Annotated in this window: 13 protein-coding genes; 4 read left to right on the forward strand and 9 right to left on the reverse strand. The window is 64.4% G+C overall.

The window, feature by feature from the left end:
- Positions 1–8 precede the first annotated feature (8 nt).
- Complete coding sequence (locus tag ASD45_RS05490) at positions 9–326, reverse strand: co-chaperone GroES (RefSeq protein WP_056910568.1); 318 nt, start codon at positions 324–326, stop codon at positions 9–11.
- A 366-nt stretch (positions 327–692) separates the two neighbouring features.
- Between ASD45_RS05490 and ASD45_RS05495 the strand changes: the two genes are divergently transcribed.
- Entirely contained in the window at positions 693–971 is a 279-nt protein-coding gene (locus tag ASD45_RS05495; RefSeq protein WP_056910569.1) for an usg protein, read from the forward strand.
- 308 nt (positions 972–1,279) lie between these two features.
- The gene (locus tag ASD45_RS05500; RefSeq protein ID WP_056910570.1) at positions 1,280–2,440 is read left to right on the forward strand and encodes an MFS transporter; all 1,161 of its coding nucleotides are present in this window, start codon (positions 1,280–1,282) and stop codon (positions 2,438–2,440) included.
- On the opposite strand, the gene ASD45_RS05505 is transcribed toward ASD45_RS05500, so the two are convergent.
- A complete protein-coding gene (locus ASD45_RS05505) occupies positions 2,441–3,022 on the reverse strand; it encodes a GDSL-type esterase/lipase family protein (protein WP_056910571.1) in 582 nt (193 codons plus the stop codon).
- A 149-nt stretch (positions 3,023–3,171) separates the two neighbouring features.
- Between ASD45_RS05505 and ASD45_RS05510 the strand changes: the two genes are divergently transcribed.
- Positions 3,172–4,272 (forward strand): DUF2336 domain-containing protein, encoded by a 1,101-nt coding sequence (locus ASD45_RS05510; RefSeq protein ID WP_056910572.1) that lies wholly within the window; start codon positions 3,172–3,174, stop codon positions 4,270–4,272.
- A gap of 5 nt (positions 4,273–4,277) precedes the next feature.
- On the opposite strand, the gene ASD45_RS05515 is transcribed toward ASD45_RS05510, so the two are convergent.
- From ASD45_RS05515 to ASD45_RS05545, 7 genes are all read right to left on the reverse strand, one after another.
- The gene (locus ASD45_RS05515) at positions 4,278–5,522 is read right to left on the reverse strand and encodes a nucleoside transporter C-terminal domain-containing protein (protein WP_056910573.1); all 1,245 of its coding nucleotides are present in this window, start codon (positions 5,520–5,522) and stop codon (positions 4,278–4,280) included.
- Between the two features lie 60 nt (positions 5,523–5,582).
- Positions 5,583–6,341 carry an SDR family oxidoreductase gene (locus tag ASD45_RS05520; protein ID WP_056910574.1) on the reverse strand — a complete coding sequence of 253 codons (759 nt, stop codon included), beginning with the start codon at positions 6,339–6,341 and terminating at the stop codon, positions 5,583–5,585.
- A gap of 129 nt (positions 6,342–6,470) precedes the next feature.
- Positions 6,471–8,669, reverse strand: coding sequence for an EAL domain-containing protein (locus tag ASD45_RS05525; RefSeq protein WP_056910575.1), 2,199 nt, complete (start codon positions 8,667–8,669; stop codon positions 6,471–6,473).
- 271 nt (positions 8,670–8,940) lie between these two features.
- Positions 8,941–9,687, reverse strand: a complete 747-nt coding sequence (locus tag ASD45_RS05530) for a hypothetical protein (protein WP_056910576.1) — start codon at positions 9,685–9,687, stop codon at positions 8,941–8,943.
- Positions 9,688–9,790: 103 nt separating this feature from the next.
- Complete coding sequence (locus tag ASD45_RS05535) at positions 9,791–10,630, reverse strand: transglutaminase family protein (RefSeq protein ID WP_056910577.1); 840 nt, start codon at positions 10,628–10,630, stop codon at positions 9,791–9,793.
- A 68-nt stretch (positions 10,631–10,698) separates the two neighbouring features.
- Entirely contained in the window at positions 10,699–11,640 is a 942-nt protein-coding gene (locus tag ASD45_RS05540; protein ID WP_056910578.1) for an alpha-E domain-containing protein, read from the reverse strand.
- A 130-nt stretch (positions 11,641–11,770) separates the two neighbouring features.
- Positions 11,771–13,192, reverse strand: coding sequence for a circularly permuted type 2 ATP-grasp protein (locus ASD45_RS05545; RefSeq protein WP_056910579.1), 1,422 nt, complete (start codon positions 13,190–13,192; stop codon positions 11,771–11,773).
- A gap of 557 nt (positions 13,193–13,749) precedes the next feature.
- Here ASD45_RS05545 and ASD45_RS05550 point away from each other — a divergent pair.
- Entirely contained in the window at positions 13,750–14,508 is a 759-nt protein-coding gene (locus ASD45_RS05550; RefSeq protein WP_056912605.1) for a molybdopterin-binding protein, read from the forward strand.
- Positions 14,509–14,601: the final 93 nt, after the last annotated feature.

Below are 14,601 nucleotides of genomic sequence, written 5' to 3' on the forward strand. Positions count from 1 at the left end.
AGGGCTTCTTACGCGGCCTTCTTCTTCGAAGTCGCGGCGCCTTCGATGACGCCCATGATGTCGCTTTCCTTCATGATCAGGAGATCCTGACCGTCGATCTTGACCTCGGTGCCCGACCACTTGCCGAACAGCACGACATCGCCAACCTTGACGTCGATCGGGGTGAGCTTGCCGCTTTCGTCGCGGCCGCCTGGACCGACGGCGATGATCTCGCCCTGGCTCGGCTTTTCCTGCGCGCTATCGGGAATGATGATGCCGCCGGCGGTCTTCTGCTCGGCATCGATGCGCTTGACGACGACACGGTCGTGAAGCGGGCGGAACTTCATGGCAGTCCTCCTAAAGAGTTGAGTTATCTGACGTTTCCGGTGACCGGTGAAACTCCTCTCCCGGCCACCTTGGAGGCCAGATGGGCGAGGAGTTTTCGACCCGCAAGGGGCGTCTGCAAGATTTTTAGCACTCATCTTTGGCGAGTGCCAACAAAATCGCTAAGCCTCTGAATTTAAATGTTTAATAGACAGGCTGGCGGGAGCGCTCGCCCGGCTTTGAGAATGACGGCAACGGAGCCTACTGTTAGCCGCTTCGGCTGTCTGCTGCTAACGCATTGATTATAAACAATTTGTTCACCGATTCAGCTTGCAATGAACGATGCCGGGACTGGAAACTTATCGTCCGCTTCATCAACGGAGGACGGAATGGGTTCGACGGTTTCGAAGGACTTCGAGAAGCAGGTTCAGGGCTACGGACTGACCACGGCGCATATTCTGTATCGTCGGCCGGACCATCGCTGGCTGCTGCAAAGCTATGTCTGGCAGGCCTACGATCTGTTTCCGAAATTCCCCGAGTTGCAGAGGTTTCTCGATTTCTGGCAGGAGCGGCTCGAAGGGCCGCTGCATTCCGTCCAGGTCGCGCACTGCAAACTGATCAAGCCGGCCGAGATGAAGGCGATCAACGGCGAGTTCGTGCTGCATTAGACAAGCAAGGCGGTGCCGCTAAGTGCTCCGCTGCGGCCGTCCGCATGAGCGGCCGACCGTATGCTCTTGTGTATCCGTATCGGGCACCGATCCCGGTCGTTCCGTTTTCACGGGTCCGACCGTGGAATCCCGATCCATCAACAAACGTCATTGTACTCATTTGCAAAAGTGCGCACGCTGCAGCCGGTGCCATGTTGCCGGAGTCCCGGCGCCTCCCCATCTGAACTGTCCGGACCGGCATAGCGTCCGCCGACGCTGATCTTTCACCAGACCGATTCCAATCCACTTTCATTCCGCGGACTTTCTCTTTGCAGAACCAACTCGCGCGCTACGGGCTGCTGCTCGGCAATTTCGCCACCGGCCTGTCGGTACTGGCGCCCGCCGGCATGCTGGCGATCCTCGCAGAAGGCCTCAATGTCGGAATCCGCGAGGCGGGACTGCTGGTGACGTTCGGCGCCATCATCCTGTGCTTCGGCTCACCGGTGATGGCCTGGCTGACGACGCGGATCGGCCGCCGCGCGCTGCTGGTGACGACGTTGGCGGTGATGGCGGCCGGGCAGGCTGCCATGGCGCTCGCGCCGAACTACGGCACTGTGCTGGCTTTCCGGCTGGTGACGCTTGCCATCGCCGCAGTGTTCACGCCGCAAGCGGCGAGCACCATCGGCCTGCTGGTGTCAGATCGCGCGCGCTCCGGCGCGATCACATTCATCTTTCTCGGCTGGTCGCTGGCCGTTGCGGCAGGCATGCCGTTGATCACATTGATCGCGGCCTACGCCGGATGGCGCGGCGCTTTCGCTTTTTCAGCATTCGCGTCGTTCGTGCCCTGCGTCCTGCTCGCCTTTGGCCTTCCGCGCAAGCTGTTCGGGCCGGCGCTGTCGCTCGGCAGCTTCACCGGGCTGCTGCGCAACACCAAAGTCCTCATGCTGCTCGCCATCACCATCCTGTTCATCGGCGGCCAGTTCATGGTGTTCGTCTATCTCGGACCGCTGCTGAACCGTCTGACCGGCGCCAGCCACGAAACTGTTGGTCTGATCTTCGCGCTCTATGGCGTGATGGGGTTCATTGGCAATGTCACGGCGACGCGGATCGTCGGCCGACTCGGCGGCTGGAAGACGTCGGTTATTTTCCTGGCCTGCAATCTGTGCGGGCTTGCGCTTTGGACGGCCGGCTCCGGCGTACTGGTGCTGATGGCCGCCGGCGTCGTCTTCCTCGGCCTCGGCTTTGCCGCCACCAATTCGATCCAGCAGGCGCGCCTGGTGCAGACCGCGCCCGAACTCGCCAGCGCCTCGGTCGCGCTCAATACCAGCAGCGTCTATGTCGGCCAGGCCATCGGCTCCGGCCTTGGCGGGGTGATGTACGCTGCCGGCATGCTGCGCGAGCTCGGCATGGTCGGTGTGGTGTTCGTCGGCATCGCGATCGCAATCTGGACGCTGACGCGCGACCGCGTCGCGCGGCCGGCGTCGTCGTGATCACGGCCGCACGCGCCTGATCAGCGTTTCGACCGCCGGCAACATCTGGCCGACGACGATACGATAACCCTCGGCATTGTAATGCGCACCGTCGCGGGCGCGGTGCCGTCCCGGCGCAACCTTCCACGGCACATAGAGCGCGTGGTGCCGGACGGCGACGTGCGAGAGATCGACACCGCCATAGCGGATGACCAGCACTTCGATGTGGCGGCGGTTCAAGGTCTCGATGATGGTACCGAGTCGCTTCTCCATTACCGCGCGCGGCACGCCCATGCGAAGATCGTTGACGCCGAACTCGACGATGCAGATTGCGGTGTCGGGATCGATCGCGAGATCGAGGCGCTTCAGCGCGCCTTGCGTCGTATCGCCGGCAACGCCGGCATTGCTGACCACGACGTCATAACCCTTGGCGCGCAAGACGCGCTGCAACTGCGCGGGGTAGGCGTCGTCGCGCTTGATCAGATAGCCGGAGGTGGCGCTGTCGCCGAATGCGACGATAGCGATCGGACGCGATTGCGCCGGCCAGACGGTGACACACCACAACAGGCTACCGAATGCGACGAGCCAGATGTGTTTCAGCATATCAAGATACCGGCGAGCGACGTTTGCGAGACGACGGCGGTCGCGGCGGGGTAAGCGAAATATGAATCAGATACCGAATACATCGAGAGTTGTTTCATCGCTATTTAATCGGTTTGCGATCATATCGCTCGGTTTAAAGAGAGAGCGTTATGTCCGCCAAGGCCGCGCCGGAAAAGTCCCTATCGATTCTCGCCGAAGATCTTGCCAGTCTTGCCGCAGAACGCGCGCCGGACAAGCGCGTCGAACTGTTGCGGCGCATCGCCTTGGCGTATGCAACGTACGCCGAGCCGACTCTGACGGCAGAGCTTTATCTCTTCAACGAGGTCGTTTCCAAGCTCATCGACAAGCTCAGCGGTGCCGATCGCGCCGCGGCGTCGGCCTCGCTTGCCGGCATGGTGCGCTTGCCCGTCCAGATCGTCCGCAGGCTGGCAACCGACGCCGATATCGACGTCGCGCGGCCGATGATCCGCGACTACAAGGCGGTGCCCGAAGGCGTTCTCGTCGACGTCGCGCGGACCGGTTCGCAGGATCATCTCCGCGCCATTGCCGGGCGGGATGAGGTGACACCGCCCGTCACCGAGGTCGTCGCCGAACGCGGCGATGCCAGCGTGGTGCGCATCCTGGCGGGCAACAATGGAGCGCGGTTTTCCGATGCCGGCATGCGCCGCATGATCGCGCGGGCGGGGAACGATGTCGATCTTCAGGCTCTGCTGGTCGATCGCAAGGATCTCTCGCTTGCGGCGGTCGAGCGCCTTCTGCCCATCGTCACCGAGGAGCTGGCGCGCCGGTTGTGCGAGAGGACGCCGACCTTGAATGAAGCCGCGGTGCTGCCGCATCTGGCCGAATGGCTCGCCGACCGCAGCAGAAATGCCGAACAGACCCGCGCCTACGCCGCCGGGTTGCGCAACGGCGACCTGCGGCCTTGCGATGTGTTTTGCGAACTGTTCGCGCAAGGCCGGCTCTATGACGCTTCGGCGGTGCTGGCATCGCTGCTCAACCTGGGTTGCGATTATACGTTCGGCGTTCTCGCCGGTAGTAGCCTGCAATCCGCGTTGCTGCTGATGCGAGCTGCCACGCTGCCATGGGTGGTGGTCGACTGCTTCCTGAAAATGCGGCAGACAAAGACCGAACTGCATCGCTACGGGTCGACACCGACGCGGGTGGATTACCTCGCACTCGACGCCGGTGCCGCCCAGCGCGTCGTTCGCTTCGCCAAAGTGCGGCAGTCCGCCGGCGCCGCACTGGTTTGACATCGTCAAGTCAGAACGCCGACCACCGCGCCCATCAGGCAGGTCGAGAGCGTGCCCGATACGATCGACTTCGGCCCCAGCGAAATGATGTCGGGGCGGCGCTCCGGGGCCATGATGTTGAGGCCGCCGATCATGATGCCGAGCGAGCCGAAATTGGCAAAGCCGCACATCGCGTAGATCATGATCAGCCGCGAGCGGTCGTCGAGCGCGCCGGCCGGCAGCTTGGCAAGTTCGAGATAGGCGATGAATTCATTGAGCACTGTCTTGATGCCCATCAGCGAACCGGCGGTGACGGCCTGATCCCACGGCACGCCCATCAGCCAGCACACCGGCGCCATGACCAGGCCAAGCAAACGCTGCAGCGTGATGGCGCCGCCGGCGACGTCGGGCAGCAGGCCAAGGATGGCGTTGGCCAGATGCACGAGCGCGACGAGCACGATCAGCATGGCGATGATGTTGAGCAGCAGTTCGAGGCCGGCCGCGGTGCCCCGTACCACGGCGTCCATGCTGGAATCCGCGATGTGACCGATATCGACCGCACCGACATCGGTGCGGTCGGTCACCGGCACCATCAGTTGGCTGATCAGCAACGCGGCCGGCGCGCTCACGACCGAGGCGACAAGGAGGTGACCCGCGACTCCGGGCACCACATCGCGCAGAATGGTGGCGTAAAGTACGAAGACGGTGCCGGCGATGCCGGCCATGCCGCCGGTCATCACCATGAACAATTCGCCACGCGTCAGCCGCGACAGATAAGGGCGGATGAACAGCGGCGCTTCGACCATGCCGAGAAAGACATTGGCCGCGGTTGAAAGGCCGACGGCGCCGCCGACGCCGAGCGTTCGCTCGAGCAGAAAGGAAAAGCCGCGCACGATCGGCGGCAGGATGCGCCAGTAGAACAGCAGCGTCGTCAGTACGCTGGTCACCAGCACGACGGGCAGGCCCTGGAACGCCAGAATGTACGCGGAGCCGGGCGCCTTCAGATCGAACGGCAGCGGGCCGCCGCCGAGGTAGCCGAAGACGAGCGATGTGCCGGCGCGCGTGGCGTCGCCGACGGCGTCGACCGCGCGCGTGAGCGCGGCGAAGGCGGTGACGAGCAGCGGCACCTTCAGCAGCAGCAGGGCGACGACAAAGGTGACGAGAAGCGCCGCGCCAGCGCTCTTCAAGCTCACCGCGCGGCGGTTCTCGCTGACCGCCCAGGCCAAAGCCATGAGCACGACGACGCCGAGCGCCGACTGCATTTGCAGCATCGAAGTTTTCCCCTCGCGGCGGCAGGTCTTCCGCCCGCCGCGCGGGGTAAAGAGCGCGCCTCAGCCTCTCCCGACGAACGGCATGGTATTGGCCATCACGGTCATGAACAAGACGTTGGCGTCGAGCGGCATGTTCGCCATGGTGACGACCGCGGCGCCGACATTGTCGGCGCTCATGCGCGGCTCCTGGATCGACGTGCCGTTCGGCTGCAGGACGCCCTGGCCTTCGGCCATGCGCGCGGTCATGGGCGTGATGGCGTTACCGATATCGATCTGGCCGCAGCAGATGTTGTATTTGCGGGTGTCGAGCGAGGTCGATTTGGTCAGCCCCGTCACCGCGTGCTTGGTTGCGGTATAGGCCACCGAATAAGGCCGCGGCGCATGCGCCGAGATCGAGCCGTTGTTGATGATGCGGCCGCCCTGCGGGTTCTGGTCCTTCATGATCTTGATGGCTTCCTGGGTGCACAGGAACATCCCGGTCAGGTTGGTATTGACGACGTTCTGCCAGGTCTCGAACGGCAGTTCTTCGAGCGGCACCGGCGGCGCGCCGATGCCGGCGTTGTTGAACAGCACGTCGAGGCGGCCGAAGCTGGCCTTGGTCTTGGCGAAGAGGTCGAGGATCGACTGGCGCTGCGACACGTCGGTCGGCACCGCGAGCGCCTGCTGGCCGATGGCATTGATCTCGCCGGCCACCTGATCGAGCGGCTCCTTGCGCCGGCCGGCCAGCACCAGATTGTAGCCGGCCTTGGCCAGCGCGGTGGCGACGGCCTTGCCGACGCCGGTGCCGGCGCCGGTGACGAGAGCGATTTTGGCGGTCATTGGACGGTCCTTCCCCGACGATTGTTTGTTGTGCGGCCTGCCTAGCACAATTGAGGTCCGTCGCCACAGGCCCAAGGTGCGCGGGCGAGGTGCGCAGGAGCTATGCAGTGACCTGGGGAATGACGGCCGTCAGCCGGCCAGTGAGGCCGGGTGGTCGTGGTTGCGGTAGGCTTCCGGCGACTTCAGCCGCGCGGTGATGCGGTCCGCCGTTGTCGGGCGGCCGAAGCGATAGCCCTGCATCTGGTGGACGCCGGCAGCGCGCAGGAACAGGTGCTGGTCGGCGGTCTCGACGCCTTCGGCGGTGACCTTCATGCCGAGGCCGCGGCCGAGCGAAACCACGGCGTGGACGATGGCGGCGGCGTCGGCGGCCTTCTCGATCGACAGCACGAAGCTGCGGTCGATCTTGAGCTTGTCGAACGGGAAGCGGCGCAGATAGAGCAGCGATGAATAGCCGGTGCCGAAGTCGTCGAGGGCAAGGCGGACGCCGAATGCCTTCAGCCGCCGCATCGCGGCTTCAGTGGTTTCGATATTGCCGATCAGCACGCTTTCGGTGATCTCGAGTTCGAGACGCGCCGGATCGAAGCCGGTTTCGCTCAAGGTACGCTCTACCGTGTCGGCAAAGTCCGCGCGGCGGAACTGCAGCGGCGAGACGTTGACTGCCACCGTCAGCTCCGGCCAGGCGAGCCCGTCGGTCATTGCCTGGCGCAGCACCCAGGCGCCGAGTTCGACAATGAGGCCGGAATGTTCAGCCAGCGCGATGAATTCCACCGGCGAAATCTCGCCGCGGGTCGGATGGGTCCAGCGGCACAAGGCTTCGACGCCGAGCATGTTGTCGCCGCTCTTGTCCACGATCGGCTGATAGACCAAGCGGAGCTGGCTGTTCTGGATGGCGTCGCGCAGATCGCCTTCGAGCAGCTTGCGCTTGGACAGATCGGCGTCCATCGCCGCGTCGTAGATGCAGGCGCGGTTGCGGCCTTCGTTCTTGGCGCGGTACAGCGCCATGTCGGCGTAGCGCATGACGTCCGCGGCACCGGCGCAATGCTGGTCGATGACGGAGATGCCGATCGAGGCGCCGATAACGATGTTCTGCCCGGCGATATTGTAGGGCGCGCAGATGCTGGCGATGATGCGCTGCGCCAGCGTCATCATCATCGTGACGTCGCCGCCGATGGTGGAGAGGACCGCGAATTCGTCGCCGCCGAGACGGGCCACCAGATCGCCGCCGCGCAGCGTATGCGACAGGCGCAAGGTCACGTTGCGGATGAGTTCGTCGCCCACCGGGTGGCCGAGCGTGTCGTTGACGTCCTTGAAGTGGTCGAGATCGATATAGAACAGCGCCGCCGGAATCTTGGTGGCCGAGACCTCCTCGATCACCGCCTCGAGGCGCTCCGAGAAGAAGATGCGGTTGGGCAGGCCGCACAGCGGATCGTGCATCGCCAGATGGCGCAGGCGGTTCTCACCGGCGGCAATGGCGACGGCGGTGCGGCGCATGTAGCGCAGCACGAAGGCCCCTAACAGGGCGAAGCCGGCGAGGGCGACGGCGATGAACGGCACGACGCTGTGCACGATTTCGGCACCGGGTTGTTTCGGCGTCCAGGTCAGCCGCGCGATCCGCGAGCCATCCGGCGCCGATACGTCGTAAGCGAAATCGCCGGCCGGCGTGGGACCGCGGTCGAGTGTGCGCAGGTGGTCGAGGCCAAGTTGGCCCGCGAGCGCACCGAGCGTGTCGGCATTGAGGAATTTCACCGACACCAAAATCGGCGCATCGGTATCGGCGGCAAAGCTGCTGTCGCCGACGGCGGCGGCGGCGACCGCGGCCGGCTGGCCCATCACCAGACGCAGCACCGCCGCCTGGGCCTGGGGGCCGCGCTCGGTCGGGTTGGCGTCGGTCAGGCGGATCGAGGAGGGCATCGAGGCGCGGCGGCCGCGCATGAACTCCAGCAGGTCGGTGAACTCCGGTGCTGCGGTGTCGAGCGATGCGTGATCGACGGTGTAGCGGCCGACGCGCGAATAGAGCGGGCGGTTGTCCTTGTCGAAAACGAAGACGTAGTCGTGTTTGAAGAAAGTGGTCAGCCAGCCGCCGGCCCGCTGGTCGGCCCAGGCCGGATCGTAGTGCTGCCGGATACTGGCCAACGCGCCTTGCGAGGAGGCGACGCTGTCGAGTTCGCTCAAGGTGCGGTGGCCGAAATTCTGCAGCGCCGTGGACAGTAACTGGCGCTCCTGCGCCGCCGCCACCTCGTCGGCGCGCTGTGCGGAGGACAGCACGGCGACGACGATGCAAACGATCGCGACAGCGACGATGACGCCGATCGGGACAACGACGCTCAACCGCGCGCGGTCCCAATTGCTGAAGGTCGGGTCGTCGGTGTGTCTCGCGTGGACCGGCGAACGCAAACAGATACCCCTAAAACACTCTGCCCGCTGGACAATTGGGCGGAATGTAGGGGCTAAAGCTTGCCAATCGCTTTCATTTTGCCATTTTGGCGATGGCGCCGGAGGGAAAGGACGGAATTCGGTGAGCGGGCTTAATCGGAGGTAAAAACGTCCTCTATGGGGCGATAAATATCCGCTTATGGCCTGTTATTAAGGCCCGGACGCCTCAGCCCGGAGTCCGATAGGGCGGGCGGGGAATGGCGATGTGGGCGGCGCGAAGGGCGCCGGACCAACGTTCCCGCAGGTCCTGGAAGTAGGGTTCGCCCGGCTCGATGCGATAGTTGACCTCGGAGTCGCAGACATCGCGCCGCGCCACCACAAGGTCGATCGGCAGGCCGACGCCGAGATTGGAGCGCATGGTGGAGTCCATCGAGATCAGCCCGATCTTGAGCGCGTCATAGAGATCGGTGTCGTAGGAAATGGCGCGGTCGAGCACCGGCTTGCCGTATTTGTGCTCGCCGATCTGAAGGTACGGCGTGTCGGTGGTGCACTCGATGAAGTTGCCGGCGGAGTAGATCATGAACATGCGCAGGCGTCCGCCCCTGACCTGGCCACCGAACAGGAAGGCGACGTCGTGATCGACTGACGCCTCGGCCAGCGCCTTGCCGTCGATGCCCTGGACGATGCGGACCGCCTTGCCGATGCGCTGCGCCGCCTGAAACATGGTCGGCGCATTCATCAAGGTTTCGAGTTCGCCGGTTTCGGCGTTCTCCATGCCCTCGGTCAGCATCGAGCGCACGGTCTGCGACAGCGACAGGTTGCCGGAGGAGGCGAGCGCCATGATGCGTTCGCCGGGCTCGTTATAGATGTGCAATTTGCGGAAGGTCGAGACGTTATCCAGGCCGGCATTGGTGCGCGTATCGGCGATCATGACGAGGCCGTCGCGCACGAGAATACCGCAGCAATAGGTCATGGGCTTGATCTTTGAGATGGGGACAGGCGGGAGCCGCCGCCGGACGTTCGGTTCGCCTTCTCGGGCAACTTGCTCACCCGGTCAATAGCGTGTGCATGGCCCGTCACGATTGTGACTGGGATTGTGCCTGCCATGTCGTCGGCGCCACCCGGACCGAGACATTCATGGTTTCGCGGCCGCCGCCATGACGCGTGCCGCGAACCGGCGCGGCGCCGAGATAATCGAGGCCGACGGCGACGCGGACATGCGCCTCGGTCGGCGAAAGTCCGTGCGTCGGGTCGAAGCCGACCCAGCCGAGGGTGTCGATATAGGCTTCGGCCCAGGCGTGGCCGGCGCCCTGCGCGCCCTTGTCGTCGGTGCGGCAATAATGTCCGCCGATGTACCGCGCCGGGATGCCGAGGTGGCGCGCGGCGGCGATGAAGATGTGAGTGCCGTCCTGGCAGACGCCGCGCTTGAGCTTGAATGCCTCGGCGGCGGTGGTCGCGACGGTGGTCTGTTCGGTGTCGAAGGCGAAGTCCTCGTTGAGCCCCGCCATCAACGCGTGCAGCAGGCCCAGCGTGTCGCCGCCGGCCTTGGCGCGCGTCGCTTCGGCGAATTCGATGATGGCGGCGTCGGCGACGGTCAGCTCCGTATCGCGCAGGTACAGCGCCGGCGGAAAGCGTTCGACCGCGCCGCGGACGATGCCGCTGGTGTCCTGGGTATCGACCTCGCCCTCGACCAGGATCGACAATTCATCGAACGGCCCCTCGGCGGTGAAGGAATGGCTGATATTGCCGAAGGCGCCTTCGCGCTGGTGTAACTGGCAGTCCACCGACAGATCGATGCGCCAGCTGACGACATACTGGCCGTCGTGATTGCGCGGCGTGAGGCGCAGCACCTGCGTCACGGTCTTGGGCGGCGCGTCGTACAGATAAGTCGTGGTGTGAGATATCCGGATTCGCATGAGGCCTTCAGGGCGCGCGGGTCAGGGGCGAAAGCCTAGCCCAGCCGGTCGGGGCGGAACAGGGCGCCTCACTGCAGGAACTGCTCCGTGATGGCCAGTCCCAAGCGATTGTTTTCCGTGATGAATTCACCAATGAATTCATGCAGGCCGCGCTGGAAAATACCGTCCATCTTGCTGTTTTGCAGGCGGGTGCGCACGCCGCGCGCCTGGCGCTGTGCCGGACCCTGCCGGCCGTAATAGGTGGCGATGGCGTCCAGATTGCGAACGATGGCCTCGTAGCAGGAGGCCAGCGAGCGCGGCATTTCCTCCTTGAGGATCAGGAGATCGGCGACCAGCCAGGGCTTGAGGCTCTCGCGATAAACCCAGTGATAGGACGTCAGCGCCGACACCGAGCGCAGGATCGCCGCCCACTGGAAGTAATCGAGCGGCCCGCCGACGCGTTCATTGTCCGGCAGCAGCAGATGATATTTGACGTCGAGGATGCGCGCGGTGTTGTCGGCGCGCTCCATGTAGACGCCGAGCCGCGAGAACCAGTAGGCGTCGTTGCGCAGCATGGTGCGGTAGGCCGAGCCGTCGAAGCGCAGCGAGGATTCCTGGACCCAGCGCAGGAAGCGCGAGGTTTCCTCGCGCGACGATGGTCCGTTGCCGAAGCGCTTGAGTTCGAGCCAGGTGCCGTTGATGGCGTCCCACATCTCGCCGGTCAGCGCGGTGCGCACCGCGCGCGCATTGCCGCGCGCCATCTCGAAACAGTTGCGGATCGACGATGGGTTGGCGGTGGAGAAGGCAAGATAGTCGGTGACGTTCTCTTCGGTCGCCGTCTCGTAGTGCTTGAAGAAGCTCGACGCGCAGCCGGCGGTGAGCACGGCGGATTCCCACTCGTTGCCGGTGCCGACATAGGCGAGCGGCAGAGCGGAGAGGCGCTGCGTGGCGTCGAGAATGCGCGCCAGATACTCGGCGCGTTCGACATAGCGGGACAGCCAGTACAGGTTATCGGCGGTGCGAGAGAGCATGGTTACAGGTCGTCCCGGCCAAGCGAGTGAAACGAGCGCGAGCCCGGGCCCATCCGCCGCGCCCTAGCGAGAGATCTCGGGATCTGAGTCGCCGCTGTCGCGGGCACGAATGAAACGTCGGTCGGTGTCCTCATTTATCCAGCACCCACGTATCTTTCGTGCCGCCGCCCTGGCTCGAATTGACCACCAGCGAGCCTTCTTTCAGCGCGACGCGCGTGAGCCCGCCGGGCACGATGCGCACGCCTTTCTTGCCGGTCAGCACGAAAGGCCGCAGGTCGACGTGGCGCGGCGCCACGCCCGCTTCGACGCAGGTCGGCGAGGTGGACAGCGCCAAGGTCGGCTGGGCGATGAAATTGGCCGGTGCGCTTTTCAGCTTGGCGCGGAACTGCTCGATCGCAACCTTGCTGGCGGAAGGCCCGATCAGCATGCCGTAACCGCCGGAGCCGTGGACTTCCTTGACCACCAGCTCGGGTAGATGATCGAGCACATAGGACAAATGCTCGGGCTCACGGCAGCGCCAGGTCGGCACGTTCTTCAACAACGGTTCTTCGTCGAGATAGAACTTCACGATGTCCGGCATGAAGGAATAGATCGCCTTGTCGTCGGCAATGCCGGTGCCGACCGCGTTCGCCAGCGTGACATTGCCGGCGCCGTAGGCCGACATCAGCCCTGGCACGCCAAGGATCGAGTCGGGTCGGAAGGCAAGGGGATCGATGAAGTCGTCGTCGACGCGGCGGTAGATGACATCGACACGCTGCGGCCCTTGCGTGGTGCGCATATAGACGACCTCGTCCTTGACGAAGAGATCGCGGCCTTCGACGAGCTCGACGCCGAGCTTGTCGGCGAGGAAGGAATGTTCGTAGTAGGCGGAGTTGTAGACGCCGGGCGTGAGCAGAACGACATTCGGCTCTTTCGATGTCGACAGCGGCGCCACCGACTTCAGCGAGGCGAGCAGCTCGTCCGGATAGTTCTCGACCGGCGCGATGCGGTGGCGCGAGAACAATTCGGGGAATAGCCGCATCATGATCTCGCGGTTCTCCAGCATGTAGGAGACGCCGGACGGCGTGCGGGCATTGTCCTCGAGCACATAGAAGGTGTCGGCGTCGACGCGAATGATGTCGATGCCGGCGATATGAACATAGATGTCGTGCGGCACGGTCTGCCCGTTCATTTCCGGTCGGAAGGCCGGATTCCGGAAGACCATGTCCTCGGGCAGGATGCCGGCGCGCAGGATGTCGCGCGCGCCGTACACATCCTTGATGAACATGTTGAGCGCGTTGACGCGCTGGGTGAGGCCCTTCTCCAGCCGCCGCCATTCGTCGGCCGACATGATGCGCGGGATGACGTCGAACGGGATCAGGCGCTCGGTGGCGTCGGCCTCGCCATAGACGGCGAAGGTAATGCCGATGCGGCGGAAGATCAGTTCGGCTTCGCGCCGGCGATAGTCGAGGACGTCCGGCGGGACTTCCTTGAGCCAGCGATCGAGTTCGCCATAGGCGGGGCGGATGGCTTCTCCATCGTGGCCCTTCATCTCGTCGAAGGCGACACCCATTCCAACGTCCCCCAGCTTCGGCCCGGCAATCGTGGGGCCTGCCCCGTAAAGAGCAAAGTTCGCGCCAACCCGATGCGGCGCTCGCTAACGCGCTCGGCGGCCTGCGGTTGCCTAGCTTTTAGGCGGGATGACCAGCAAGCAGGCGTCCGGCCAAGTGTACATGACGTCTCAGCTTTTGGCGCGGTTCGTCAGTCGCCGGTCGGCCTTCCGGGGCGGACCGATACCGCAGTGCACTCTTGAGTTGTGAAATGGTCGGCCGCCCGCCGGTCTCGTTACCGGATGCGGGGCCGGCCGGATACGGAGCCGATGCAAGCGACGTTGCTGCCGCCGCCTTCGGCCTCAAGTCAGCGCGCTGTGGCATCGCGATCAAGGGGACGGTGTCGAACGGCGTCGCCAGCCGCTTGGCTTGTTCGTGTTCTGGCCGAAAACGTGGCGAGCCAGCCTTCCACACGCTGCTCCGCTCTGCATGGCGCGGTGCTTCCGGTCGCCGCTGGATCATGCTTTATACGGGCCCGGCAGCCGCGGCCGAGCAAGCCGGCGGCGCAGAGGGAGTTCTCATGACCGTCGACATTGTCACCGCGGCCGTGCTGGTGATCGGCGACGAGATTCTCTCTGGCCGCACCAAGGACAAGAACATCGGTTACATCGCCGATTACTGCACGGCGATCGGTATCGATCTGAAGGAAGTGCGCGTCGTCTCGGACGACGAAGCGGCGGTCGTCGATGCGCTGAATGCGCTGCGCGCCAAATACACTTACGTGTTCACCACCGGCGGCATCGGCCCGACGCATGACGACATCACCGCCGACTGCGTCGCCAAGGCATTCGGCGTCGAACTCGAATTCCATCCCGAGGCGGTCGCGATCATGAAGGAGCGCCTGGCCAAAACCGGCGGCGAACTCAACGAAGCGCGCATGCGCATGACGCGTATTCCGAAGGGCGGCGCGCTGGTCCACAACAAAGTGTCGGGCGCGCCGGGTTTCTGGATCGGCAACGTCATCACCATGGCGGGCATTCCCGCGGTGATGCAGGCCATGCTCGACGAGGTCGGGCCGAAGTTGAAGACCGGCGTCAAGATGCTGTCGACGTCGATCCGTGCGGACGCCAAGGAAGGCGATGTCGGCACCGAGCTCGCCGCCGTCGCCAAGGCCTATCCCGACGTCATCATCGGCAGTTATCCGTTTACGGACGAAAACAACGGACCGAACACCAACATCGTCATGCGTTCGCGCGATGCCGCGCGCCTCCAGGAGGTGCGCGGCGCCGTGGAGGCCATGCTGGCGACGGTGCGGGCGCGGCTCGCCGCCTCGGCCTGACCGAGGCCGCCGCTCCGGAACGTTGCCGGCATATACGAGTTCGCCTTCCGATGGCCTGCAATCGATCTATGATTGCAGGTGAGGAGACTCGGC

This window comes from Pseudolabrys sp. Root1462 (genome assembly GCF_001426945.1).
Lineage (GTDB): Bacteria > Pseudomonadota > Alphaproteobacteria > Rhizobiales > Xanthobacteraceae > Pseudolabrys.